25 protein-coding genes and 1 riboswitch are annotated in these 23,441 nt (G+C 70.9%); of the genes, 11 read left to right on the forward strand and 14 right to left on the reverse strand.

The window, feature by feature from the left end; all coding sequences use genetic code 11:
• Window positions 1-39 precede the first annotated feature (39 nt).
• The gene (locus tag AB0J90_RS23120; protein WP_363598954.1) at window positions 40-498 is read right to left on the reverse strand and encodes a VOC family protein; all 459 of its coding nucleotides are present in this window, start codon (window positions 496-498) and stop codon (window positions 40-42) included.
• Window positions 499-612: 114 nt separating this feature from the next.
• On the opposite strand from AB0J90_RS23120, the gene AB0J90_RS23125 reads away from it, so the two are divergent.
• Window positions 613-1,038, forward strand: a complete 426-nt coding sequence (locus tag AB0J90_RS23125; protein ID WP_363598956.1) for a VOC family protein — start codon at window positions 613-615, stop codon at window positions 1,036-1,038.
• A gap of 50 nt (window positions 1,039-1,088) precedes the next feature.
• Entirely contained in the window at window positions 1,089-1,691 is a 603-nt protein-coding gene (locus AB0J90_RS23130) for a DUF6624 domain-containing protein (RefSeq protein WP_363598958.1), read from the forward strand.
• 21 nt (window positions 1,692-1,712) lie between these two features.
• Here AB0J90_RS23130 and AB0J90_RS23135 read toward each other — a convergent pair whose 3' ends face one another.
• Window positions 1,713-2,450 (reverse strand): ABC transporter permease, encoded by a 738-nt coding sequence (locus AB0J90_RS23135; RefSeq protein ID WP_363598960.1) that lies wholly within the window; start codon window positions 2,448-2,450, stop codon window positions 1,713-1,715.
• A complete protein-coding gene (locus tag AB0J90_RS23140) occupies window positions 2,431-3,375 on the reverse strand; it encodes an ABC transporter ATP-binding protein (protein ID WP_363598962.1) in 945 nt (314 codons plus the stop codon). Before AB0J90_RS23140 ends, AB0J90_RS23135 begins: the two co-directional genes overlap by 20 nt.
• Before the next feature lie 99 nt (window positions 3,376-3,474).
• On the opposite strand from AB0J90_RS23140, the gene AB0J90_RS23145 reads away from it, so the two are divergent.
• On the forward strand, window positions 3,475-4,125 hold the full coding sequence (locus tag AB0J90_RS23145; RefSeq protein ID WP_363598964.1) for a helix-turn-helix domain-containing protein: 651 nt from the start codon (window positions 3,475-3,477) through the stop codon (window positions 4,123-4,125).
• 206 nt (window positions 4,126-4,331) lie between these two features.
• Window positions 4,332-4,748 (forward strand): VOC family protein, encoded by a 417-nt coding sequence (locus AB0J90_RS23150; RefSeq protein WP_363598966.1) that lies wholly within the window; start codon window positions 4,332-4,334, stop codon window positions 4,746-4,748.
• Window positions 4,749-4,754: 6 nt separating this feature from the next.
• On the opposite strand, the gene AB0J90_RS23155 is transcribed toward AB0J90_RS23150, so the two are convergent.
• A complete protein-coding gene (locus tag AB0J90_RS23155) occupies window positions 4,755-5,660 on the reverse strand; it encodes a diacylglycerol kinase family protein (protein ID WP_363598968.1) in 906 nt (301 codons plus the stop codon).
• A 162-nt stretch (window positions 5,661-5,822) separates the two neighbouring features.
• Here AB0J90_RS23155 and AB0J90_RS23160 point away from each other — a divergent pair, with 162 nt between their 5' ends.
• Window positions 5,823-6,545, forward strand: a complete 723-nt coding sequence (locus tag AB0J90_RS23160; protein ID WP_363598970.1) for a pentapeptide repeat-containing protein — start codon at window positions 5,823-5,825, stop codon at window positions 6,543-6,545.
• A 10-nt stretch (window positions 6,546-6,555) separates the two neighbouring features.
• On the opposite strand, the gene AB0J90_RS23165 is transcribed toward AB0J90_RS23160, so the two are convergent.
• On the reverse strand, window positions 6,556-6,978 hold the full coding sequence (locus tag AB0J90_RS23165) for a VOC family protein (RefSeq protein WP_363598972.1): 423 nt from the start codon (window positions 6,976-6,978) through the stop codon (window positions 6,556-6,558).
• A gap of 131 nt (window positions 6,979-7,109) precedes the next feature.
• Between AB0J90_RS23165 and AB0J90_RS23170 the strand changes: the two genes are divergently transcribed.
• Window positions 7,110-8,333 carry a hypothetical protein gene (locus AB0J90_RS23170; protein ID WP_363598974.1) on the forward strand — a complete coding sequence of 408 codons (1,224 nt, stop codon included), beginning with the start codon at window positions 7,110-7,112 and terminating at the stop codon, window positions 8,331-8,333.
• Window positions 8,334-8,361: 28 nt separating this feature from the next.
• On the opposite strand, the gene AB0J90_RS23175 is transcribed toward AB0J90_RS23170, so the two are convergent.
• Both AB0J90_RS23175 and AB0J90_RS23180 read right to left on the reverse strand, forming a co-directional pair.
• On the reverse strand, window positions 8,362-9,786 hold the full coding sequence (locus tag AB0J90_RS23175) for an ATP-binding protein (RefSeq protein ID WP_363598976.1): 1,425 nt from the start codon (window positions 9,784-9,786) through the stop codon (window positions 8,362-8,364).
• Between the two features lie 119 nt (window positions 9,787-9,905).
• Window positions 9,906-10,844 carry an LLM class F420-dependent oxidoreductase gene (locus AB0J90_RS23180; protein ID WP_363598978.1) on the reverse strand — a complete coding sequence of 313 codons (939 nt, stop codon included), beginning with the start codon at window positions 10,842-10,844 and terminating at the stop codon, window positions 9,906-9,908.
• Between the two features lie 87 nt (window positions 10,845-10,931).
• Between AB0J90_RS23180 and AB0J90_RS23185 the strand changes: the two genes are divergently transcribed.
• The 4 genes from AB0J90_RS23185 to AB0J90_RS23200 all read left to right on the forward strand — a co-directional run bounded on the left by AB0J90_RS23185 (window position 10,932) and on the right by AB0J90_RS23200 (window position 16,647).
• On the forward strand, window positions 10,932-11,720 hold the full coding sequence (locus tag AB0J90_RS23185; RefSeq protein ID WP_363598980.1) for an SAM-dependent chlorinase/fluorinase: 789 nt from the start codon (window positions 10,932-10,934) through the stop codon (window positions 11,718-11,720).
• A gap of 61 nt (window positions 11,721-11,781) precedes the next feature.
• Window positions 11,782-12,030, forward strand: a complete 249-nt coding sequence (locus AB0J90_RS23190) for a CPCC family cysteine-rich protein (RefSeq protein ID WP_326560285.1) — start codon at window positions 11,782-11,784, stop codon at window positions 12,028-12,030.
• Window positions 12,031-12,057: 27 nt separating this feature from the next.
• Complete coding sequence (locus tag AB0J90_RS23195; protein ID WP_363598982.1) at window positions 12,058-12,852, forward strand: zinc finger domain-containing protein; 795 nt, start codon at window positions 12,058-12,060, stop codon at window positions 12,850-12,852.
• Between the two features lie 171 nt (window positions 12,853-13,023).
• Window positions 13,024-16,647, forward strand: coding sequence for a fibronectin type III domain-containing protein (locus AB0J90_RS23200; protein WP_363598984.1), 3,624 nt, complete (start codon window positions 13,024-13,026; stop codon window positions 16,645-16,647).
• On the opposite strand, the gene AB0J90_RS23205 is transcribed toward AB0J90_RS23200, so the two are convergent.
• The 7 genes from AB0J90_RS23205 to AB0J90_RS23235 all read right to left on the reverse strand — a co-directional run bounded on the left by AB0J90_RS23205 (window position 16,644) and on the right by AB0J90_RS23235 (window position 22,949).
• Complete coding sequence (locus AB0J90_RS23205) at window positions 16,644-17,405, reverse strand: hypothetical protein (protein WP_363598986.1); 762 nt, start codon at window positions 17,403-17,405, stop codon at window positions 16,644-16,646. The two genes, AB0J90_RS23200 and AB0J90_RS23205, sit on opposite strands and share 4 nt — an antisense overlap.
• Window positions 17,406-17,427: 22 nt before the next feature.
• Window positions 17,428-18,288 (reverse strand): PspA/IM30 family protein, encoded by an 861-nt coding sequence (locus tag AB0J90_RS23210; protein WP_363598988.1) that lies wholly within the window; start codon window positions 18,286-18,288, stop codon window positions 17,428-17,430.
• 187 nt (window positions 18,289-18,475) lie between these two features.
• Complete coding sequence (locus AB0J90_RS23215) at window positions 18,476-18,949, reverse strand: helix-turn-helix transcriptional regulator (RefSeq protein ID WP_363598990.1); 474 nt, start codon at window positions 18,947-18,949, stop codon at window positions 18,476-18,478.
• Window positions 18,950-19,131: 182 nt separating this feature from the next.
• Window positions 19,132-19,659 (reverse strand): CinA family protein, encoded by a 528-nt coding sequence (locus AB0J90_RS23220; RefSeq protein ID WP_363598992.1) that lies wholly within the window; start codon window positions 19,657-19,659, stop codon window positions 19,132-19,134.
• An 82-nt stretch (window positions 19,660-19,741) separates the two neighbouring features.
• A complete protein-coding gene (pgsA, locus tag AB0J90_RS23225; RefSeq protein ID WP_363599250.1) occupies window positions 19,742-20,302 on the reverse strand; it encodes a CDP-diacylglycerol--glycerol-3-phosphate 3-phosphatidyltransferase in 561 nt (186 codons plus the stop codon).
• A 40-nt stretch (window positions 20,303-20,342) separates the two neighbouring features.
• Complete coding sequence (gene rimO / locus AB0J90_RS23230; protein ID WP_363598994.1) at window positions 20,343-21,860, reverse strand: 30S ribosomal protein S12 methylthiotransferase RimO; 1,518 nt, start codon at window positions 21,858-21,860, stop codon at window positions 20,343-20,345.
• Window positions 21,861-22,025: 165 nt separating this feature from the next.
• Entirely contained in the window at window positions 22,026-22,949 is a 924-nt protein-coding gene (locus tag AB0J90_RS23235; protein WP_363598996.1) for an ornithine cyclodeaminase family protein, read from the reverse strand.
• Window positions 22,950-23,048: 99 nt separating this feature from the next.
• A riboswitch (guanidine-III (ykkC-III) riboswitch) is annotated at window positions 23,049-23,117 on the forward strand.
• 7 nt (window positions 23,118-23,124) lie between these two features.
• Between AB0J90_RS23235 and AB0J90_RS23240 the strand changes: the two genes are divergently transcribed.
• Complete coding sequence (locus AB0J90_RS23240) at window positions 23,125-23,391, forward strand: hypothetical protein (protein ID WP_363598998.1); 267 nt, start codon at window positions 23,125-23,127, stop codon at window positions 23,389-23,391.
• Window positions 23,392-23,441: the final 50 nt, after the last annotated feature.

The raw sequence follows: 23,441 nt of genomic DNA on the forward strand, positions 1-23,441 counted from the left end.
CAGAGCGCGCTAACTTCATGATCAACGCGACGGGTGGGGCTAGAGGATGACGGTGCCGGTGGGGGTGATGGACCAGGTGGGGTTGTGGGCGATCTCCCAGAGGAGGCCGTTCGGGTCGGCGAAGTGGCCGTGGTAGCCGCCGAAGGACGCCGGCTGACCGGGTTTGCGGATGGCGGCACCGGCGGCGGCCGCGGCGGCGAGCACCCGGTCGACCTCCTCAGGGCTCGCCACGTTGTGCGAGAGGGTGAAGCCGCGCGGTGTGGCGTCGGCCGGGGCCGCCGCCCCGAGGTGGGCGGTGCCGAGATCACCCGGGCCGAGGTCGGCGGTGAACTGCTCGGCGTCGAAGAGGCCGAGCATCATCCCCGGTCCGATCTGGAAGAAGAGGATCTCGCCGGGTACGTCGAGCGTCGGATTCCAGCCGAGTCCGTCGACATAGAAGCGCCGCGCGGCATCAAGATCGGCGGTCGCCACGGTCACGAAGTGCACCTGTTGTTCCATGGTGATCCATTCTCCCCCCAGCGGCGACCCGCCACCGGGCGGCCGACACACATGCCCTGCTGACAGGCCTGACTGTCTTGCCGACCGTCACCATCCGCGCCTATGGTCACGGGCATGGCGGTTGCGTTCCGTGATCCCTTTCCGATCATTCTGAGCGACGATCCAGCACGACTCACCGCGTTCTATCGAGAGCGCCTCGGATTCACCGAGTCCTACCGCTTTCCGCCGGAGCAGGACGGCGAGCCGGAGTTCGTCGTACTCAGGCTCGGCGGGGCTCAGTTCGCCTTCGGCCGGGCGGACGACACGGGGCTGCACGGCATTCCTCGGGGTGCGGACAACGGCCGGCGTACGGAGGTGTGCGTGTACACCGACGACGTGGACCGCGCGATCGAGGATCTACGTAGCGTCGGAGTTCCGGTGCTGTTCGAACCGGCCGACCAGCCCTGGCAGGAACGGGCCGCGTACGTCGCGGACCCGGACGGCAACCCGATCCTGATCGTCGCACCCATGCCGGCGCCGGCCGCTAGGGCCGACCGGTGACCGGGCCGGCGGAACACCGAAGCACCGCGGAACCCACCGCGGACTCCAACTTGGAACCCACCGCGGAATCCAACGCGAAACCCACCGCGGAATCCAACGCGGAACCCACCGCGAAACCCACCGCGGAATCCAACTCGGAACTCGCGACGGAACTCGTCGCCCGGGTGGATCGGGACCAGCAGGCGCGGTCCGAATTGCCGAAGCGGCCGGTCGACCACGCCGACTGGGCCCGGGTGGAGGCGGTCGACGCCGAGAACACCGCCTGGCTGAAGGGGATTCTCGACCGGCACGGCTGGCCCCGCCGCAGCGACGTCGGCGATGAGGCCGCCGTCGCCGCCTGGCTGCTGGCCCAGCACGCCGACCGTGACCCGGCCTTCCAGCGCGAGTGTCTGGCCCTGCTCGAACAGGCGGTGAGCGACGGTGAGGCGAGCCCCGGCCACCTCGCCTATCTCACCGACCGGGTCCTGCGGGCGGAGGGAAAACCGCAGCTGTACGGCACCCAGTTCTGGTACCTACCGGAGAACCTGGACGAGCCGACCCCACAACCGATCGAGGACCTTGCCGGCCTCGACGAGCGGCGCCGCAAGGTCGGCTTCGGGCCGTTCGCCGATCACCTGGCGGGCATCCGTCGTTCCGAGGCCGAGGACGACTGAGCCCTCCACCGGCTGCACCCGTCATGCCCGCCGGGTCATGATCCGCAGGGTGATGGTGAGCCCGAGTACGCACCACACGGCCAGTACGGCGAACGGCAGTGCGCTGACCCCGTCCGGCGGGACGGCCAGGGTGTCGCGTACGGCTTCGGCCATGTACTGGAACGGCAGTGCCCGGTGCACGGTCTGCAGCCATTCGGGTAGCCGGTCGGCGGGGAAGTTGATCGGGGCGAACATCAGCGCGACGAAGACGATCAGTTGGGCGATCAGGTTGGCGACCGTCGGCGAGGTGGCGTACGCGATCGCGTACCCGATCGCGGTTGCGGTCAGCGCGACGAGCAGGACGGCCGCCACGACGAGCGGGCTGATGTCGAGCGTGAGGTCGAACCGGATCGTCGCCGTGAGCAGCGCCAGGACGAGTCCGGGCAGTGCGGTCGCCAGCCAGGTGCTGAGGTCGGCGGCGAGGATCGCGGACCGGGGCACCGGGAGGGTGCGGTTGTAGTCGAAGGTGCCGGCGGTCTTGGCCTCGGCGACCAGCTGCGGTGCGAGCACCATGCCGACGGTGATCAGGCCGAGGGTGGGTGCACCGATCGACAGGTAGAGCGCGGTGGCCTGGTCCATGGTGGGGATCAGGAACGAGAAGCCGATCACGATGCCGACCGCCAGCATGGTCTGGATGATGACCATCAGCGGGAGGGTGTGCTTGAGTCGGATGGTGCTCCAGCGCAGGAGCAGCAGGTAGCTACGCAGCCAGGATCGCATCGCCGGTTTCCTTCTCGGTGCCGGCGGTCAGGCCGACGTAGACGTCTTCGAGGCTGACCGGGTGCAGGGCGAACTCGGTGATGGTGCCGGCGCCGCGCAGGCCGAGCGCCCAGGCGACGGCCCGTTCGGTCTGGTCGGTGTCGACCGGCAGGACCATCCGACGGCCGGTGACCGTGACGGTGCCGACCCAGGCCGGTGGCGCGGGCGGCGGCAGCCCCGGCGTGCAGGTCAGTTCGAGCCGCAGGTCGGCGGTGACCCGGTTGCGCAGTTCGGCGGGGGTGCCGGTGACCACCGCCCGGCCGTGGTCGAGCACCACGATCCGGTCGACGCTCCGTTCTGCCTCGGCCACGTTGTGGGTGACCAGGATGACCGCGCAGCCGTCTGCCGCGAGGTCGCGTACCTGCTGCCAGAGCAGGCGGCGGCGGACCGGGTCGACGTCGTTGGTGGGCTCGTCGAGCATCACCAGCCGGCCGGGTTCGACCGCCGCCATGCAGAACGCGGTCAGCCGGCGGACACCCCCGGAGAGGCGTTCTCCGGGTACGTCCGCCCACTCGGCGATGTCGAGGGCGGCGAGCAGTTCTCCGGTACGTTGCCGTACCCGTTGCCGTTTGCCGCCGCGGATCCGGCCGAGGATTTCGATCGCCTGTCTCGGCGTCACCCCGGCCAACGGTGCCTGTGCCTGGAGTTGGACCGAGCAGACCGCACGCGCGTACGCCGGGTCGGTGACCGGGTCACGGCCGTCCAGCCGCAGCGTGCCGGAGGTCGGTCGGACCAGGCCGGCGACCTGGTTGAGCAGGGTGGTCTTGCCGGCGCCGTTGTGGCCGAGCAGGCCGAGGACCTCGCCGGGACGGACTTCGAGGGAGAGGTCGTCGTTGGCGCGCAGGCCACCTCGGTAGATCTTCGTCAGGTGTTCGACGTGCAGCATCCCGCACCACCTCTTCACATACCGATCAGTATTCAGATACCAAGGAGTATCCGGATACCGATCAGAATGTCAACGCGCCTGTTGTGGCAGGATCACGACATGAGCGATCGACTCACCCGCGCGCAGCAGCAACAGCGCACCCGACAGCACCTGCTGGACGCGGCGGAGACGCTCTTCGGTGAACGGGGCATCCACCGGACCTCGCTCGACGAGGTGGCGGCCGAGGCAGGGCTGACCAAGGGCGCGATCTACGCCAACTTCGAGAGCAAGACCGGGCTGGTGGCGGCGATCCTCGAACGCCGCCTCACCGACGACCATCCGGCCTACCCCGGTACCGAGGCCGACGCCGACATCTCGTACGCCGGTTGGCTGCGTCACCTCGGCGCCGACTACGACGCCACCCTCCCGCTGCCCAAGGTACGCCGGTTCGCCATGGCCATCGTCGAGTTCTGGCTGTACGGGATGCGCACCCCGGAGGCACGGGAGTCGATCGCGGCGTGGCTGCGCGTGGTCCGGGCGAGCAACGCGAAGGAGATCGTCGAGCGGACCGGGGGCAACCCGCCCATGCCCGCCGACCAGTTGGCCGCCCTGATGACCGCGCTGGACGTCGGCGTCGCCTTCCAGCACCTGATCGACCCCGACGCGGTTCCGACCGAGGTCTACGGCCGAGGCCTGCGCGCCATCCTCGGAACCGACGGGCCATCCCGACAGGCAAGCGAGGAGACAGCCGACCGGGCAGCCGGGGGGTGACCCGCAGGGTCGTCGCCCGCGTACACGTCGATCTGGTCCGACACGCCAGCGCCACCGCGTTTCGGGTGTCCCGGCTCGGGTAGCAAGCGCGATCCGGATTTGTCCCGGCGCCTGGATCCTGTCGGCTCGTCATGGGCTGTACCTGCGGGATCTGCCCGACGCCGAACTGGTTCGGCTCCGCTCGGCCCGCTGAACAGGAGGCAACCATGACAACCGACGTGGCACCCGACTATTTCAAGCCCGAGGCGGGGATCTTCCTCGCCACCCTGTTGATAGTCCGTGACATCGACCGGTCACGGGAGTACTACGAGCGGGTGTTCGGGGCCACCTGTGTCCACGAGAGCAACCCGCTGATCCTCCGTTTCCACAACAGCTACATCATCATCAACGTCGAGGGCGGTCCGACGGACGACAAGCCGATGGTGCAGGCCAAGGCGCCGGCCGACTCCAACACGTTGAGCTGTGCGATGAACGTACGGGTCACCGACATCCGGTCGCTCTACCAGGAGTGGAAGGCCCGCGGCGCGGACTTCATCACCGAACCGAAGGACCACGGTACGGAGATCCGGTGCTACCTGCGCGACCCCGACGGCTACCTGATCGAGGTCGGACAGGGCCTCTGACCTCTACTAGCCGTCCGTCGCCTGGTCGCCGTCACGCTGGGCCGGTACGCACACCGTGATGGCGGACGGCACCACCCGTACCTTCAGCCGCTTGCCGGTGCCGCACGCACCGCCGTCGACCTCGTACGTCTGTGGTGTGTCGAACCGTACGTCGACCTTCCGCCCCTGGGTGATCTCCAGCAGCGGAGAGTTCTCGGACCGGCCGACCGCCATCCGGCCGAGCGTACGGGCCCAGTCGATCACCCCGTGCCCGGTGGCGACGCCGATCTCCAGCCGGCCGTCGTCGGGGCGGGCGTCGTCGAAGGCCTCGATCCCGCCGGTGATCGTGCTGACGTTGCCGAACAGCACGCAGCTCGCCTCGCCGTCGAACCACTTCTCCCCGTCGACCTTGATCTTCACCGGCACGACCTCGTCGCGTACGTGCCGCAGGCCGGTCCAGACGTAGGCGAGCTTGCCCATGCTGTCCTTCAGCTGCCGGTCGGCGTCCGAGATCATCTCCGCGTCGAAGCCGGCGCCGGCCATCACCGCGAAGTGCTGCCCGTTGACCCGACCGAGGTCGATCCGGCGACGCTCGCCGTGCAGGGCGATCCGAAGTGCCTCGTCGAGGTCCTGCGGGATGCCGAGGTTGGTGGCGAGCAGGTTCGCCGTGCCGGCCGGCAGGATCCCGGTGGCACCGTCCCAGCCAGCGAGGGTGTCCACGCAGTGCTGGACCATGCCGTCCCCGCCCCAGACCAGGATCAGTTCGGCTCCCTTGTCCAGCGCCTTCCGTACCTTCTTGGGAGCTTTACGGCTTTTCGGCACCTCGTACCAGATCGGGTCTGTGATGCCCTCGTCGGTGAGCCGCCGACGCAGCTCGCCGAGCCCGCCGCCGAGCGTCTTCTTGCGGTGGGCGATCACCGCGACCCTGGTCACCGGCCCACCCGGCTCGCGACGAAGAGGGCACGGCCGCCGCCCGACCGGGTCGGCACAACACCAACGGAGTACGTCATGCGTCGGGTCTTACCCACCACCCGACCCGATCCACACCCGCCCCGCCGTCCCGGCACCCCCAGCCGGTTCGGCTACCGTGCGGGCATGCCAGTACGCGCGGTACGCCGGGACAGCGGTCGGTCGGCCGCCGAGCGGGCGCCGGTGGAGCCGAAACGACCCGCGTCGCTGGACCTGGCCACGGTCGAGGAACACGACCTCGACCACGAGGCGACGTTCCGCCGGCTGGGATTCGTGGACCTGGACCTGTCCGGCCGGTCGGCGGACGCGGTGGAGTTCGAGCACTGCCGGTTGCGCGGCACCGACCTGAGCGGCACCTCCCTCGACGGGGCCAAGTTCAGCGACTGCCTGGTGGAAAGCTCGAACCTGGCCAACCTGCGGGTGGAGAAGTCGAGCCTGCTGCGGGTACGGCTGTCGACCGCACGGATGACCGGCCTGCATTGGGTCAACGGCTCACTGCGCGACGTGACGTTCGCGCAGTGCCGGCTCGACCTGGCCTCGTTCCGGTTCTCGAACTTCCAGCACGTCGTGTTCGAGGGCTGCAACCTGAGCCGGGCCGACTTCACCAACGCCGACCTCGGCGGCGTACGTTTCACCGACTGCGACCTGACCGGCGCCCAGTTCAGCCACGCGAAAATGCCGGGCACCCGGTTCGTCAACTGTTCCCTGGCCGGAATCGGCGGGGTGACGAGCCTGGCCGGTGCGATCGTCGCGCGAGCCGACCTGATCGCGCTGTCGTACACGCTCGCGGGTGCGCTCGGCATCCGGATCGAGGACGAGGACGCCGATCGGGATGCCGCGCGCACCTGACGAGCGCTGCTCAGCTCACGCAGAGTTCGTTGCCCTCGGGGTCGTGCAGGGTGGTGTTGACCGGGCCCCGGTCGGACGTGACCCAGGCGATGGTGGCGCCCAGTTCGAGCAGGCGTTCGACCTCCGCCTTCGCCACCTCCGGACCGACCTGGAGGTCCAGGTGCACCCGGTTCTTCGCGGTCTTCGGCTCGGGCACCCGCTGGAAGAACAGCCGGGGGCCGGTGCCGTCGGGGTCCGTGCAGGTCGCCACGTCGCGGAAGGCGCGACGGCCGTCGACCTCGATCACCTCGTGCTCCTGTAGCTGACCGCCGTCGAGTAGCTGACCGACCAGCGCACTGTGGTCCTCCTGCTGGTAGCGCAGCGCCTCGGCCCAGAAGCGGGCCAGCGCGTGCGGGTCGGCCGCGTCGAAGGCCACCTGGATTCTCACGCCCATGACCGTTTCCTCCGCACCATCGTCGTAACCGGTAATACCGGTGTCTACAGCAGACTAGCAAGCTCCGCGCTCGATTCCCGTACGCCGCCACGGCGGATTGACCGGTGCCCGCGCTCTGACAGGATCAGCGGGTGCCCATCACCGCCTCCCGCGCCCTGGTCCGACAAGCCGAGCGCTGGTTCGTCCGTCACGGCGTGCCACAGATGATCGCCGGGTACGACTTCGACCGGCACATCCTCCCCCGGATGCTGCCGTTCCTCGCCGTGGTCGTGGTAGCCGACCTCGCCTGGGTGATCCTGCAGGCCGCCACCGGCACCGCCCGCTGGGTGCTGCTCGCGATCGTGGCCGCCGCCGGACTGGCCGGCTGGTCCGCGCTGACCAGGTTCGGCCGCCGCCTGCCGCACTTCTCCCGGCGGATGATGATCACGATCCTGGTCGCGTACGCGGTGGTGCCGGTTGTCGTACCGCCGCTCGCGCTCTGGCTGCACGACGGACAGTTGAAGATCACCGTCACCTCGGTGGCCGCGTTCGCGCTGCTGTTCACCGGCTCCTGGCTGGCCACCAGCTACGGCGTGGTCCCGCTGCTGCGCCGCGCCATCCGGCACGCGGTTGACGACATGCGCAACAGCGTCCGGCTACAGGGCCGGGCCCTGCCGCTGCTGCTCTTCGTCACCCTGTTCTTCTTCTTCACCGGCGAACTGTGGCAGGCGATGAACCGGCTGCCCTGGTACCGCCTGGGTCTGGTGCTCAGCCTGTTCACCGCGGTGACCATCCTGGCCGCCGCCGGCCGGCTCCGCGACGAGATCGGCCGGGTGGAGCAGGATCTCAGCGCAGAACGGCTCTCCTCGTCCTGCAAGCGCACCCCGCTGGCCAGCCTGCCGATCGAGGAGGTCGCCCCGGACGGACCCCTGCAACCGGTGCCGCTCAACGGCCGGCAGGTGGGCAACCTGCTGCTCATGCTCGCCACCCGGCAACTCGTACAGGCCCTGGTGGTCGGGGTCGGACTGTTCAGCTTCTTCCTGCTGCTCGGACTGATCGTGGTCCAGCCGGAGACCGCCGAGCAGTGGATCGGTGAACCCCCGGCGATGCTCGGCGCCGGACTGCCGGTGCCGCTGGCACTGCTCGGCAACGCCACCCTGCTGGCCGGCTTCGGCAGCATGTACTTCGCGGTCACCTCGATGAGCGACGTGGAACACCGCCGCCAGTTCTTCGCCCCGATCCTGGACGAGGTCGAACGGACGCTCGCCGTACGCGCCGTCTACCTCTCCGTACGCGAGATCGTGCTGCCGACCCAGCCCGTACCGCTCCAGCCGACAGAAGCGGCCGTCGGTCCCGTGGTCGACGCGGGCCGGTAGCGCAGATGCGGGTGCGGTGGCCGGCGGGTTACCGGCCCTCCGCGCTCCGCCAGGCGGCCAGCAGTTCCTCCGGGCCGTACGCCGCGTCCAGCCCGCCACAGGAGACGCCAGCGCGCGACACCGCCAGGATCGGCAGCGGCTGATCGGTGAGCGCGGCCCGGTGCCGGTGCAGGACGGCAAGGTCGTGTGCGTCGAAGGTGGCCTGGTCAAGCCACTTGATCGATCCGACGAACAGCAGTTCCCGGGCGATCGGCCCACGGTCCGCGCCGACGATGTCGACCTCGACATCGTTGGCCCGGGTCCAGTAACTGCCGACGACCCCGGCCGCTGGTAACGCCCCGTCCGGCAGCAGTCGGGCAAGCGCGTCCCGGACAAGGGGCTCGACCGCACGTCCCCGCCAACTGGTCCATCCCCGCCGGATCCGGGCGAGGGTCAGGTCGCCTCGTCCGCGCTCGATCTCCGCCATGTACGGGGCGATGAAGTGCAACCAGAACCGCAGGTAAGGATCTGCGACCCGGTAGCGGCGTTCCTTCGACGGCCGGGTGGACAGCGGCAGCTCACCGACCACCAGCCGCTTGTCGTTGAGTACGTCCAGCGAGCGCTGCAATGGTGTGGCGCCGAGGCCGCCACTGGCGCGGGCGATGTTCGCGAAGGTCCGCTCGCCGGAACCGATCGCGGCGAGTACGGCACGAGCCTGGACCGCGGCGGGAAACTCGGCGGCCAGCGAACGTTCCGCCGAGACGAGCAAGGCCGACGTCGGGTCCGCCAGTGCCGTGGCGAGGAAGTCCCATACGTCCGTGCCGGGCTGCCATTCGGTGCAGACGAGCGGAAGACCGCCGGTGACCAGTGCGGCGTCGATGGCCTCGGCCGCATCCACCTCCAGCATGGCGCTGAGGTCCGCCGGGTTGAGCGGCCCTACGACCATCTCCCGACCCCGCTGGTGGAACGGCCGCTCGTAGCTGTTCAGCGCCTCCATCATGGACAGGTCGGAGCCGATCAGGATCAGCAGGACCGGCTTGCGGGACAGTTGTCTGTCCCATGCCCGTTGCAGTACGCCTTCGAAGACGTGCTCACCATCCATCAGGTACGGCACCTCGTCGATCACCACGATGCTCGGGCCGTCTTCGGGGAGTGCCGCGGCGAGCAGCCGCAACGCGGAGTCCCAGTCCTCGGGGTTGGCCGCGGCCAGCAACTCACGACCCGGCAGCGGCGAGTCGGCCACGTCGGCGCAGAACCGCCGAACCTCCTGTGGCATGGGGGACCCGGCGGCGGTGAAGTAGACGCTGGGCGTGTCGAGGGTCTCGACGAACTGCTCGACCAGGCGCGACTTGCCCACCCGGCGTCGTCCACGGATCAGCAGGCAGCGCCCCGGGCGGCTGTCGCCGGGCACGATCCGCTCCAACTCGGCGGCGAGCAGTCGCAGCTCACGGTGCCGGCCAACGAAGGCAACCATGATCCATCACCACTTCCCGCCGTCTCGAGCATCGACCACTCGATGCTAACACTGATGTTACTAACATCCATGTTACTAACACTGATGTTAGTAACATGGATGTTAGTGCCGACCGGCGATCAGAGCTGAGGGGCGACCTCGGCGGCGATCAGGTCGAGCTGGTCCAGGTCGGCGAGGTCCAGGAACTGCAGGAAGAAGCGGGATGCGCCGCCCTTGGCGTACTCGTGCAGTTGCTCGACCACCTCGCCCGGGGTGCCGACCACACCGGGCCCGGCGCGCAGCTCGTCCAGGTCCCGACCGATCGCGTCGGCGCGGCGGCGTACCTCGGCGTCGTTTCGCCCGCAGACCACGGTGACCGCGGCCGAGAGCGTCAGCGGGGCCCGGCCGGCGGCGTCCCGGCCGATCCGCTCGCAGGCCTCGACGACCGCGGCGAAGTTCTTCGCCGCCGCCTGAGCGGACTGGAACGGGACGTTGTACTCGTCGGCGAACCTGGCGGCCAGGACCGGCGTCCGCTTCAGGCCGGTGCCGCCGACGATGACCGGCGGTCCGGGGTGCTGGACCGGCTTCGGCATCGCGGGCGAGTCGTAGAGGTCGTAGTAGCCGCCCCGGTAGGTGAAGGTGTCACCCGGCGGTGTCCCCCACAGGCCGGTGATCACCTCTAGCTGCTCGGTCAGGCGGTCGAACCGCTCCTTCAGCGGCGGGAACGGAATGCCGTACGCGCGGTGCTCGGCCTCGAACCAGCCGGTGCCCAGGCCCAGCTCGACCCGCCCGCCGCTCATCTCGTCCACCTGCGCGACCGAGATGGCCAGCGGTCCGGGCAGCCGGAAGGTGGCCGAGGTGACCAGGGTGCCGAGCCGGATCCGCTCGGTCTGCAGGGCGAGCCCGGCCAGGGTCAGCCAGGCGTCGGTGGGGCCCGGTTGCCCGTCCCCGTTCATGTGCAGATAGTGGTCGGACCGGAAGAAACCGTCGAAGCCGCAGTCGGACGTGTGCCGCGCCACCCGGAGCAGATCCCCGTACGTCGCGCCGTCCTGCGGCTCGGTGAAGATGACCAATCGCATGCCACCAGCTTGCCAGGTGCCACCGCTGCGACGTGCCGGCGGAGGGGTTGTCGGCACCGCGTACGGGCGACGGCTAACGTGCTGGTCATGCCCGGCTATGGCTGGATCAGCCTGACCACCGACTACGGACTCTCCGACGGCTTCGTGGCCGCCTGCCACGGCGTGGTCGCCCGGCTGGCGCCCGCCGTACGGGTGCTCGACGTGACCCACCTGGTGCCGCCCGGCGACATCGGGCGGGGTGCGGCCGTACTCGCCCAGACGGTGGTGGACCTGCCACCGGCGGTGCACGTGGCGGTGGTCGACCCGGGTGTCGGCACCGCTCGGCGCGGGGTCGCGCTACAGACCCCCGGCGGGTTGCTGGTCGGGCCGGACAACGGGCTGCTCTGCTGGGCGGCCACCGCGCTCGGCGGGACCGAGCGTGCGGTGGAGCTGACCAACCCGGCCTGGCTCGCGACGACCGTCTCGCACACCTTCCACGGCCGGGACGTCTTCGCCCCGGTCGCCGCCCGGCTGGCGCTCGGCGAGGAGTTCGCGGACGCCGGGCCGGCGGTCGACCCGGCCAGTCTGGTCCGGCTTCCCGACCCGGTGGTCGGCAGCGGGCCGGGCTGGCTCGCCGCCGAGGTGCTCTCGGTGGACCACTTCGGCAACGTGCAGCTCGCCGCGCCCGCGTCCGCGCTGGACGGGCTGGGCGCAGCGCTGCTGGTGGAGGGCGTTCCGGCCCGCCGGGCGGCGACGTTCGGTGACGTACCGAGTGGTGCGCTCGTGGTGCTCGGGGACTCCGCCGGCCGGGTGGCGCTGGCCGTCAACGGTGGCCGCGCGGATGCCGTACTTTCGCTGGTAACGGGGCAGGTGCTACGGATAGCGGACGCTAGCTGATCTACTTCCGCATCGCGGACACGGAGCTGCGATGGATGGACCATTATGGAATGCTTGACCGGTGGGGAAGCATTCGATCGATGTACAAGCATGTCCATGCTGCGGCTTTTTCACCGGAGAAGGTGGGACCTGTCCGGTCTGCTTCTGGACGAACGACGGCCAGCAGGGGTCGGAGGACGCCGTGGTCGAGGGCGGTCCGAACGGCGACCTGAGCCTGTCCCACGCCCGGCTCAACTTTGCCATCTACGGCGCCAGCCATCCCCGTTACCAGGACATGGTGCGCGCTCCCCGGGTCGAAGAGCAGCCCTGACCCGGCGATAGCGGGCAGGATGGAAGCGTGCCCGAAGGCGACACCGTCTGGAACACCGCCCGCGCGCTGCACCGCGCGCTGGCCGGTGGCCGGCTGACCGCCAGCGACTTCCGGGTACCCCAGCTCGCCGGCACCAACCTGGTCGGTTGGACCGTGCTGGAGACGGTCAGCCGCGGCAAGCACCTGCTGATCCGCCTCGCCGAGCCGGCCGGCGAGCGGCGCCTCAGCCTGCATTCCCACCTGCGGATGGACGGGGCCTGGCGGGTCTACCCGCCGGGTGAGCGCTGGGCCGCCCGGCCGGCGCACCTGATCCGGCTGGTGCTGCGTACGGCGGACGCCATCGCGGTCGGTTACCACCTGCACGAGGTCGCCCTGGTGCCGACCGCCCGGGAGGCCGACCTGGTCGGCGGGCTCGGCCCCGACCTGCTCGGTCCGGACTGGGACCCGGCCGAGGCGGTACGCCGGCTCGGCACCCACCCCGAGACGAGCATCGCCGAGGCGCTGCTCGACCAATCCAACCTGGCCGGCGTGGGCAACCTCTACAAGTCGGAGGTGCTCTTCCTGCGGGGCGTCAACCCGTGGACACCGGTGGCCGCGGTGCCCGACCTGACCGGGCTGGTGACACTGGCCCAACGGCTGCTCGCGGCGAACCGTGGACGCTGGACGCAGAGCACCACCGGCTCGCTGCACCGGGGGCAGACCAACTACGTGTACGGCCGACGCGCCCAACCGTGCCGCCGCTGCGGCATGCTGGTAGAGAAGGCCGAACAGGGCGACCGGGTCACGTACTGGTGCCCGCGCTGCCAGCCCGCCCCGAGCTGAACATCCCCACCGGCGAACCCGTGCCAAACCGACGCTGAACCGCCCGTATCCAATCGTCGCTTGTCGCGGTTAGTTGCTTACGGATTGTCAGCGATGGCCATCTGATCGGCTCGGCCGAACCCCACTGGCGGAACCTCCGGTCGAGCAGGCATCCGGGGAGGGAGCATGGTCATGTTCAAGAAACTCGCGGCACACCGCCTGGCCCGGCGCGCGAAGCAGGAGACCGAGAGTCGCGCCGCTTCCCCCGCCCAGGCACCGGCCGAGTCCCGGCCCGGAATTCCACAGCAGACGCAGAGCCAGGTGGCACCGCCGACGATGCTGTCCGCGCCGGACTACTTCGGCTTCGTACCCAACTATGCGAACAGTCCGCTGCCCCGGCTCGACTCCGCCGGACAGGTCGTACCCGGCACCGGCATCCGGAAGTTCGTCGACTCGCTGCCCCTGGTCGGCGACGGCCAACGCAACAACCTCGGCAACTTCCTGCCGGTCGCCACCCCGGACACGGTCAGCTACCCCGGCTGCGACTACTACGAGATCGGGTTGGAGCAGTTCACCCAACAACTGCACAAGGATCTCGGTCCGACCCGGCTGCGCGGCTACCGGCAACTGAACAACGGCACCGACGCCAACGGGCGCAACACCGTCATCCCGCCGAACCGGCCGTACCATCTCGGGCCGGTGATCGTCGCGGACCGCAACCGACCGGTACGCGTGAAGTTCGTCAACGGCCTGCCGACCGGCCCGGCCGGGCGGCTGCCGCTGCCGGTGGACCCGACCGTGCGGGGTGCCGGACCCGGTCCCCTCGGCGGGCCGGAGCACTATTCGCAGAACCGGGCGGTGCTGCACCTGCACGGCGCGGCGACGCCCTGGATCAGCAACGGTGGCCCGGACCAGTGGCTCACCCCAGCCGGCGAACCGACCTCCTACCCCACCGGTACGAGCCTGGTGAACGTGCCGGACATGGCGGCCCCGGACCCGGGGGCGGTGACGCTGTACTACCCGAACCAGGCCGGCGCCCGGCTGCTCTGGTACCACGACCACACCCTCGGCATCGCCCGGCTGACCGTCTACTCCGGGCAGCTCGGCCTCTACCTGCTCCGTGACGAGGCCGAACGGGAACTCGTCGCCGAGCAGGTCATCCCGGCCGACGAGATTCCCCTGGTCATCCAGGACAAGACGTTCGTGCCCGGTGACGCCCAGCTCGAAGCCCAGGACCCGACCTGGGACCGGGCGAGCTGGGGCGGTCGCGGGAACCTCTGGTACCCGCACGTCTACATGCCCAACCAGAACCCGTACAACGAGTCCGGGACCAACCCGATGGGGCGCTGGGACTACGGGCCGTGGTTCTGGCCGCCGTACACCGGGACGGTGCACGGCCCGACGCAGAACCCGCACTACGACCCGGCGAGTGCGCCCTGGCAACCACCGGTGATGCCGGGTACGCCGAACCCGTCCGTGGTGCCGGAGGCGTTCCTGGACACCCCGCTGGTCAACGGCTGCGCGTACCCGTACGTGCGGGTGGCACCGAAGGCGTACCGGTTCCGGATCCTGAACGCCTGCAACGACCGCAGCCTCAACCTGCAGCTCTACTACGCCGCCTCGCACGGCCCGATGTGGCACCCGGACGGCACGCTGGGCGACGGCGGGGCCGGCGAGGTGCCGATGGTCGACGCCACCGCCAACCCGGACCACCCGCGCAGCTGGCCGACGGACGGCCGGGCCGGCGGTGTGCCCGACCCGGACAGCGTCGGCCCTGACTGGATCCAGATCGGCACCGAGGGCGGGCTGCTGCCCGAGGTGGCGGTGGTGCCCAACCAGCCGATCAACTACGTCTACAACCGGCGGGACATCGCCGCGCTGAACGTCTCCGAGCACTCGCTCCTGCTCGGCCCCGGCGAGCGGGCGGACGTGGTCGTCGACTTCTCCTCCGTACCGCCCGGGTCGAAGATCATCCTCTACAACGACTGTCCGGCGCCGATGCCGGCCTTCGACACCCGGTACGACTACTACACCGGTGACCCCGACCGGACCGCCGCCGGTGGTGCGCCGAGCACCCAGCCCGGCTACGGGCCTAACACCCGTACGCTGCTCCAGTTCCAGGTGGAGGGCACCCCGGACGCGCCGTACGACCTCGACACGCTGCGCGCCCGCCTGCCCGTGGCGTACGGCGCCAGCCAGCCGCCGCCGATCGTGCCGCAGCCGGCGTACGACACCGCGTTCGGCACCCGTACGCCGAAGAACACGTACGTGCCGATCCACAGCAACACGATCACGTTCACCCCCGCCGGTCGGACCGGCCCGGTCACCCTGCCGCTGCGGGCGAAGGCGATCCAGGAACTCTTCGAACCGGAGTACGGCCGGATGAACGCCACCCTCGGGGTGGAACTGCCGAAGGTCAGCGCGCTGGTGCAGACCACCACACCGCTGTCATACGTCGACCCGCCGACCGAGATCCTGACCGGGACCGATCCGGGCACCCCGATCGGGGCACCGGGCGACGGCACCCAGATCTGGAAGATCACCCACAACGGGGCCGACACCCGCGCGATCCACTTCCACCACCTGGTGGTGCAGTTGGTCAACCGAGTCGGTTGGGACGGCGCGATCCGCCCACCGGACCCGAACGAGTTGGGCTGGAAGGAGACGATCCGGATGAACCCGCTGGAGGACACGATCGTCGCCATCCGGCCGACCGTCCCGGACCCGCTGCCGTTCAAGGTCGGCGACAGCGTACGGCTGCTCGACCCGACCCGCCCGGCCGGCACGACCAGCGGCTTCACCCAGGTCAACCCGCGTACGGGTGAACCGGCGGTGGTCGTCAACCAGGTCTTCAACTTCGGCTGGGAGTACGCCTGGCAGGGTCACCTGGTCGGCCACGAGGGCAGTGAGCTGAGCCGCCCGGTGGTGCTGCGGGTCTCCCCCGCGCAGCCGACCGGGCTCACCTCGACGGCGGCACCCGGCTCGCCGACCGTGGCGCCGTCGATCGCGCTCGCCTGGACGAACAACGCGACCCGCCCGGCGGCCACGAACCATCTCGTCGAGCGGGCCACGAACGCCGCCTTCACCGCCGGTGTCACCACGTTCAGCCTGCTGCCCACGGTCAGTACGACCAGCGACTCGACCGTCACGCCCGGGACGACGTACTACTACCGGGTCCGTACGGAGACCGAGGTCGGCTACTCCGGCTGGTCGAACACCGCCTCCGCGGTGGTACGCCTGATCGCGCCGAGCGGCCTGACCGCGTCCGTGGCCCCGTCCGCCCCGGTACGCGTCGACCTGGCCTGGCGCAACCGCTCCTTCGCCACCGAGATCGAGGTGCAGCGGGCGGTCAACCCGACCTTCACCAGCGGGCTGGTCACCGCCTCCGGGCCGCTGACCGCCGCGTACACCGACGCCACGGTGAGCCCGAACACGACGTACTACCACCGGGTGCGGACCGTCTACCTCGGCGCCCCGTCACCCTGGTCGACGGTTTCGGTGGTGACCGTGCCGACCGCACCGGCGGTGCCGCACAGCCTCGCCGCGACCATCGCCGCCACCGCCCCGGACTCGGTCAGCGTGCAGCTCAACTGGTTCGAGAGCGGCGGCAGCGTGGTCAGCGGCTTCACCCTGCAACGGGCCAACGACGACTCGTTCAGCACGGGGCTGACCAGCTTCACCATCGCCGGTACCGCCCGTTCGTTCACCAACACGGGACTGGCCCCCGGCACCACGTACCACTGGCGGATCCAGGCCTTCAACGCCGTCGGCACCTCCGCCTTCACCACCCCGCTGACGGTGCAGCCGCCGGACTAGCGCGGGGTGCGGAGTTGGGACAGGCCGGTGGCTATGCCGTGGAGCAGGTCGGTCGCCTCGGTCAGGCGGGTGGCGGCCGGGTCTTCGGGGGTGGATCTCGTGTCCTCGGCCAGGTAGGCGGCGGCCGCGATCACCAGTGCCTCGTAGGCGGCGACGCCTCGGTCGAGCTGCCCGCACAGGTCCCGATGTGCCGACTCCAGCGCCGGGCGGGACTCGTCGGGCGCGAACCGCATCGCCTTCTCCAGGCTGGCCACCCGGTGCGCCAGGTCGTGCAGCGAACGCTCCGCCACGGCCGCCTCCAGCACCGCCGGCCCGGCCAGGGCGGGCAGCCGCCCGGCCAGCCCGGTCATCGTGGACGAGGCGCGGGACAGTCGGTCCCACGGCTGCGCCGCGGCGGAGCCGCGCAGGTTGAAGCGGGTTTTCTGCCGGCGTACCTCGGCCACCGCGCCGGCACCGGCGGGCAGCCGCTCGACCGCGGCGATGAGCTGCGCGCGGGTCCGTTCGGCCGCCACCGCCGGATCGGGTGGCGGCGGCGCGGGCTGCGCCGCGAGCAGGCGCAGGTCGGCCCAGCGCCAGAGGGCCAGCGCGGCGGTGCCGCCGGCACCGGCGACCCAGGCCGCGTCCGGCAGACCCAGTCCCTGGTACGGGGTGAGGACCGCGGCCGCGCCCCCGAGCCCACCCGCCCAGACGCTCCACCAGCGGGCGGAACGGCGTAGGGCGCGCAACCGCCGGAAGTGTCGGGCTCGCTGGTCTGCCATCGCTGCCCTCTCCTGCCCGAACTCAGCCGGCGGCGCTCTGGTCGCCGGTCGAGCGCTCCTTGGCCAGGCTCGCCCGGATCTCGTCGAGCCGGGCCACGCCCGCGTTGTCCGCCGCCCGGTTGGCCTGGTCGACCGCCGGCTGGGTGCTGCCGCCGAGCTGGTCGCCGGACATGCTGGCCCGGATCTGCTCCAACCGGGCCGAGCCGGCCAGGTCGAGGCTGCTCTTCTGGATCTCCAGCATGCGCCCCTCGACCGAGTTGCCGGCGAGTTCGGCGCGGCCCATGGCGGTGGCGTACCGGCGTTCGATCTTGTCCCGTACCTCGTCCAGCGAGGGGGTGGTGCCGGGCGCGGCCAGCGTCGACATCGACTCCAGCGACTTCGCCACGGTTTCCTGCATCTTGGCCTGCTCAAGCTGGCTGAGCAGCTTGGTCCGCTCGGCCAGCTTCTGCTGGAGGATCATCTGGTTGTTCTCGACCGCGCGGCGGGCCTGCCCGGCGGCACCGAGCGCCTGGTCGTGCAGGGCCTTGAGATCCTCCGTCGACTGCTCGGCGGAGACGAGCTGGGCGGCCAACGTCTGCGCGGTCTGTTCGAACTTCTGCGCTTCCGCCTCGTCGCCCCCGGTGCGGGCCTTGTCGGCGAGGACCAACGCCTGGCGGGTCATCCCCTGCAACCGCTCGACCTCGGACATCTGCCGGGACAGCCGCATCTCCAGCTGGTGCTGGTTGCCGATGACCGCCGCCGCCTGCTGTACGAGTGCCTGGTGCTGGCGCTGGGACTCCTCGATGGCCTGCTGGATCTGCACCTTCGGATCGGCGTGCTCATCGATCTTGGCGCCGAACAGCGCCATCAGGTAGCGCACTCCCTTGACGAACGGGTTCGCCATCTTCGCGTTATCCCCTCGGTGTCATCCGCTTCGGCCGTTGCCGCCCGACCGGTGTACGTCGGTCGAACACGGCATGGTCACCATCGTCCCAGGCCGGCGCCACACCGGCAGACGACCACGGGGATATCGGCCGGGAAGCACCTCTGGAACTGCCACCCTACGCCGTAAGGGGCGCTCCGAGCAGGGGTCAGGCGGCGCGGACGACGTCGCGACCACGGTCGGTGGTGGACCGGACCCGGCGGGTCGTACGCAGCGTGGCCTTGAGCGGCGAGTCCTGGCGCACCGAGACGGAGACGTTCCCGTCGGTGGCGACCTGCCGTACGCCGGAATCGGTCACCGTACGCACACCGGACTCGGTGAGCACGGTGCGGGCCGGGGCGTCGACGGTCGACCGTTCCTGCACCGGAGCCAGCACCCCGGACACCTGTTCGCCGAGCGCGACCGTGTCGCTGACCTCGCGCAAAAGTTCGGAGAGGCGGGCGCCGAGGGCGTCACAGATGGCGGCGAGCAGTTCGCTCGACGCCTCCTTCTGGCCGCGTTCGATCTCGGAGAGGTAGCCGAGGCTGACGTTGGCGGCCGAGGAAACCTCGCGCAGGGTCCGGTGCTGACCCTGCCGGCGAGCACGCAACGCGTCACCGATCACCCGGCGTAGCAGGACCATCGCACCTCCCCCTCACGTGGGACCGTAGCTCCGGCGGCAGTCAGCGCAACGCCGCATGGAGCGACTCCGACCCCCAATCCCGACCGCTGCCGGGACCTTCCCGCAACCGTACCCGTTGCCGGCCCGCACGACATCCCACCCCGCCGGTCCGGATTCCCGCCGGCATCCGACACCCGCCCCGCTCAGCCCCGCACCGGGGGCGGTTGTACGCCGTGCAACTGCTCCGCGAGCAGCCGCAACGCCTCGGTGACCGTATGCGCCCTGATCTGGTCCCGACCGCCGCCGAGGCGCAGCTCACGCACCTGCGTACCGCCGGGTCCGGCCACCGCGACGAAGACCAGCCCGACCGGCCGGCCGTTCTGCGGCTCCGGACCGGCCACCCCGGTGGTCGCCAGGCACCAGTCGGCGACGCAGCGCCGACGGCCCCCTTCGGCCAGCGCGACGGCCACGTCCGCGTCGACCGGGCCCCGCTCGGCGAGCAGTTCGGCCGGTACGCCGGCCAGGGTTTCCTTCAGGTCGGTGGCGTAGACCACCAACCCGCCCCGGAACACGCTGCTCACCCCGGCGATGTCCACGATCGTGGCGGCGAGCAGCCCACCGGTGAGCGACTCCACCACGGCCAGGGTCTCGCCGCGCTCGGCCAGCGGGTGCACCACCGCGGCCGCCTCGGTCGCCGCGACCCGTGCCTCGACCTCGACCTCGCCCGTCATCCCGCCCCCTCGCCAGTCCATCGCCCCACCCACCGACCAACCCGCGCCGACCGGTCCCGGTGACGGAACCGCCGGGCGGCGCTCAGTTGGCCCGGCGCCGCAGCCGCAGTGCCCGTACCACGTAGTCGAGCCCGGTGATCACGGTCACCACCAGGGCGACACCCATGATCCACGGGCCGACGAAGGTAGCCGAATCCGGCACCGGCCAGAGGTACCAGACGATGGCGAGGATCTGCAGCGCGGTCTTGGCCTTGCCGCCCCGACTGGCCGCGATCACCCCGAACCGGATCACCCAGAACCGGATCAACGTGACGCCGAACTCACGGGCCAGGATCAGCAGGGTGACCCACCAGGGCAGCAGGTCGTACCAGGAGAGCAGGACCAGGGCGGCGCCGGTCAGCGCCTTGTCGGCGATCGGGTCGGCCACCTTGCCGACCGCGGTGACCAGCTTGAACCGCCGGGCGATCCAGCCGTCGAGCAGGTCGGTCGCGGACGCCACCGCGAAGGTCAGGCAGGCGGCGATCCGCCACGCCGGGTGGGTCATCTCGGAGACGACCGTCAGCACCACGAAAACCGGGACCAGGACGAGCCGCAGGGCGGTGAGCGCGTTGGCCGCGTTGACGACGGGCACCGGCTCGACCATGGCGGCCGGGGCGGTGGGCTCCGACGCCTCCGTCACGCCGTCACCTCGCGCCGCCGGGCGGGCTGGCCGCCGCGGAGACCAGTTCGACCGGTACGGCGATCAGGTCGACCCCCTCGGTTGCGGTGACGGTGGCCCGGACCAGGTCGCCGGGGCGCAGGGCGGCCAGGTCGACCCCGCCGTCGGCGGGCGCCACCAGGGTGGTCGAGCCGTCGACCTCGGGTGCCTGGTGTTCGGCGCGTCCCTCGATCTGCCCGCCGTCGATCGTGTCCACCAGGACCTCGACGGTCGAGCCGAGCCGTTCCTCGGCGCGCTGCGAGCAGAGTTCGTCGGCGAGCGCGCTCAGCCGGTCGTACCGCCGCTTGATCGTGGCCGAGGCGACCTTGCCGGGCAGGCCGGCGGCCTCGGTGCCGTCCTCGTCGCTGTAGTCGAACATGCCGATCGCGTCGAGCCGGGCCTCGGAGAGGAAGCGGACCAGCTCGTCCACGTCGGCGCGAGTCTCGCCGGGGAAGCCGACGATGAAGTTGCTGCGCGCACCCGCCGCCGGGGCAAGGTCCCGGGCCGAGCCGAGCAGTTCGAGGAATCGGGCGGTGGACCCGAAACGTCGCATCCGGCGCAGCACCGGCTCGCTGGAGTGCTGGAACGACAGGTCGAAATAGGCGGCGACGCCCGGTGTGGTGGCGATCGTCTCGACCAGGCCCGGCCGGGTTTCCGCCGGCTGGAGGTAGCTCGCCCGGACCCGGACGATCCCGGTCACGGCGGCGAGCTGCGGCAGCAGCTTCTCCAGCAGGCGCGGGTCGCCGAGGTCCTTGCCGTACGAGGTGGAGTTCTCGCTGACCAGCACCAGCTCTCGTACGCCCGTGCGGGCCAGCCATTCCGCCTCGGCCAGCAGTTCTTCCGGCGGGCGGGAGACGAAGGCGCCCCGGAACGCCGGGATGGCGCAGAACGCACACCGCCGGTCACAGCCGCTGGCGAGCTTGAGCGAGGCGACCGGGCCGGCGTCGAGCCGGTGGCGCAGCACCGGCCGCAGGTGCGCCGGGGTGTGCTCGTCGGTGACGAGGCCGCCACCGGCGGGCCGGGAGGTCTGCGCGTGACCGGGCAGCACGACCCCACTGGCGTGCCGGTCGACCGGGGTCAGCGGGAGCAGTTCGCGGCGGTCCCTGGGGGTGTGCGCGACGACCTGCTCACCGGCGAGGACCGCGTTGAGCCGGGCCGAGATGTCGGGGTAGTCGTCGAAGCTCAGCACCGCGCCCGCCTCGGGCAGGCTGTCGGCGAGTTCACGGCCGTAGCGCTCGGCCATGCAGCCGGCGGCGACCACCTTCGCTCCGGTGTCGGCGGCGGCGAGCAGGGTTTCGATCGAGTCCTGCTTGGCCTTCTCGACGAAGCCGCACGTGTTGACCAGCACCACGTCGGCACCCTCGCCGTCCGTGGTCACCTGCCATCCGTCGGCGTCGAGGCGGGCCGCCAGCTCCTCCGAGTCGACCTCGTTGCGGGCACAGCCGAGGGTCAGCAGCGCGACCCGGCGGCCGGTGGTCGAGGAAGAGGAAGTAGCAGACACCATCCGAGGGTACCGGGCCGCTCCGGAAGCCCGGCGAGCGCTAGGGGTGCCAGCCGGGCGCACGACGCCGCCGTGCACACCGCGGTCGGCGAGGCACCGCCGCGGGCCGGGCGCACGACGGTTCCGGCCGCCGCATGTGCCAGGCGGCGGCGCACCCTCGCCCCCGGGTCAGGTGTGCAGCGCCTCGACCCGGGCCAGCCGGTCGAGCAGGAAGACCTCCGCGCCGGCCAGCCCGACCGAGCAGAACAGCGTCACCTGGTCGACACCGGTCCGCCCCGGCTGTTCGCCGGTGAGCAGCGCGCCGAGGTGGCGCAGCCGCTCGACGTACGGCGCGACGGCGGCGAGCATCGGCGGACGGTAGTCCATCGCCTGGGCCAGCGAGTCGGTGACCAGCACCTCGGCCCGGTCGAGCAGGTCGGTCCCGAACTCGGCCCGGCCCTGCTGCTTGAAACCGACCACGTTGACGTGGGTACCGGGCGCCAGGTCCGCCGGATCGATCACCGGTACGTGGCTGTCGGTGGCGAGCACGACCACGTCACGGTCGCGTACCGCCGCTGCGGCGCTGGTCACCGCGGTCGCCGGTACGCCCAGCTCGGCCCGTACGCGAGCGGCGAAGGCGTCCCGGACGGCCGGCGTACGGCAGTGGACGGTGACCTCGCGCAGCGGGCGTACCGCCGCGGTGGCCCAGACCTGTGCCCAGGCCTGCCGTCCGGCACCGAGCACCCCGACGGTGGCGGCGTCGGCGCGGGCCAGGGTGTCGACCGCCACCGCACCGAGGCCGCCGCTGCCGCGCGAGCCGATCTCCTCGCCGACCGCGATCGCCCGGATCCGTCCCGAGCCGGCGTCGTGCAGCACGACGAGTTGCTCGGCGTCGGGGTGGCCGAAGGTGTCGTAGGAACGGAACCCGTACCACTCCTCGGTGAGCTGCCCGGCGGCCGTGACCAGGCGACCTCCGTGCAGGGCGGCGGACGCCCGGGGCGGCGCGACCAACCGCCCGGAGTACGCGGCCAGCAGCGCGGCGCGCATCGCGGCGACGGCGGTGGGGCCGTCGAGCCGTTGCGCCACCTCGTCGTCGGTGAGAAGCAGGGTCATACGAAGATCCTGATAGTTGAACCGGACTTGAGGTCAAGTCGGGCGGGTGAGGTTTACCACACAATGGGTCGCCACCGGGCCGATGGCTAGACTGTGCCGCAGGTGGACGCTTTCGCGTACGCCCCGGACGAGCGCGTGCCGTACCCGGCCAGGCAAAGACGGCGCGCAGACGGTGATGAACACACACGACCTGATCGAGGTCCTCGGCGCCCTGCTGATCCTGGCCGCTTTCGCCGCCAACCAGCTACGCCGGATGGACCCGCACTCCGTCCGCTATCTCGTCCTCAACGTGCTGGGCGCCGGCATCCTGGCGGTGATCGCCGCGACCGAACGCTCCTGGGGCTTCCTCCTCCTGGAGGGCACCTGGACCATCGTCTCCGTGATCTCCCTCACCCGAACCCTCCTCTACCGCTCCCCTCCCCCACCCCCACCCGAGTCCTGACCCCTCTTGTAGAGAAAGAGTGGCTATCCGACCCGCGATAGCCACTCTTT

The sequence above is a fragment of the Micromonospora sp. NPDC049523 genome, assembly GCF_040676775.1.
Classification (GTDB): Bacteria; Actinomycetota; Actinomycetes; order Mycobacteriales; family Micromonosporaceae; genus Micromonospora_G.

Bases quoted from the DNA above. Each gene is read 5' to 3' on its own strand.
- AB0J90_RS23120 (WP_363598954.1), bottom strand. From the start codon at position 498: ATGGAACAACAGGTGCACTTCGTGACCGTGGCGACCGCCGATCTTGAT.
- AB0J90_RS23125 (WP_363598956.1), top strand. From the start codon at position 613: ATGGCGGTTGCGTTCCGTGATCCCTTTCCGATCATTCTGAGCGACGAT.
- AB0J90_RS23135 (WP_363598960.1), bottom strand. From the start codon at position 2,450: ATGCGATCCTGGCTGCGTAGCTACCTGCTGCTCCTGCGCTGGAGCACC.
- AB0J90_RS23140 (WP_363598962.1), bottom strand. From the start codon at position 3,375: ATGCTGCACGTCGAACACCTGACGAAGATCTACCGAGGTGGCCTGCGC.
- AB0J90_RS23145 (WP_363598964.1), top strand. From the start codon at position 3,475: ATGAGCGATCGACTCACCCGCGCGCAGCAGCAACAGCGCACCCGACAG.
- AB0J90_RS23150 (WP_363598966.1), top strand. From the start codon at position 4,332: ATGACAACCGACGTGGCACCCGACTATTTCAAGCCCGAGGCGGGGATC.
- AB0J90_RS23160 (WP_363598970.1), top strand. From the start codon at position 5,823: ATGCCAGTACGCGCGGTACGCCGGGACAGCGGTCGGTCGGCCGCCGAG.
- AB0J90_RS23165 (WP_363598972.1), bottom strand. From the start codon at position 6,978: ATGGGCGTGAGAATCCAGGTGGCCTTCGACGCGGCCGACCCGCACGCG.
- AB0J90_RS23175 (WP_363598976.1), bottom strand. From the start codon at position 9,786: ATGGTTGCCTTCGTTGGCCGGCACCGTGAGCTGCGACTGCTCGCCGCC.
- AB0J90_RS23180 (WP_363598978.1), bottom strand. From the start codon at position 10,844: ATGCGATTGGTCATCTTCACCGAGCCGCAGGACGGCGCGACGTACGGG.
- AB0J90_RS23185 (WP_363598980.1), top strand. From the start codon at position 10,932: ATGCCCGGCTATGGCTGGATCAGCCTGACCACCGACTACGGACTCTCC.
- AB0J90_RS23200 (WP_363598984.1), top strand. From the start codon at position 13,024: ATGTTCAAGAAACTCGCGGCACACCGCCTGGCCCGGCGCGCGAAGCAG.
- AB0J90_RS23205 (WP_363598986.1), bottom strand. From the start codon at position 17,405: ATGGCAGACCAGCGAGCCCGACACTTCCGGCGGTTGCGCGCCCTACGC.
- AB0J90_RS23210 (WP_363598988.1), bottom strand. From the start codon at position 18,288: ATGGCGAACCCGTTCGTCAAGGGAGTGCGCTACCTGATGGCGCTGTTC.
- AB0J90_RS23215 (WP_363598990.1), bottom strand. From the start codon at position 18,949: ATGGTCCTGCTACGCCGGGTGATCGGTGACGCGTTGCGTGCTCGCCGG.
- AB0J90_RS23220 (WP_363598992.1), bottom strand. From the start codon at position 19,659: ATGACGGGCGAGGTCGAGGTCGAGGCACGGGTCGCGGCGACCGAGGCG.
- pgsA (WP_363599250.1), bottom strand. From the start codon at position 20,302: ATGGTCGAGCCGGTGCCCGTCGTCAACGCGGCCAACGCGCTCACCGCC.
- rimO (WP_363598994.1), bottom strand. From the start codon at position 21,860: ATGGTGTCTGCTACTTCCTCTTCCTCGACCACCGGCCGCCGGGTCGCG.
- AB0J90_RS23235 (WP_363598996.1), bottom strand. From the start codon at position 22,949: ATGACCCTGCTTCTCACCGACGACGAGGTGGCGCAACGGCTCGACGGC.
- AB0J90_RS23240 (WP_363598998.1), top strand. From the start codon at position 23,125: ATGAACACACACGACCTGATCGAGGTCCTCGGCGCCCTGCTGATCCTG.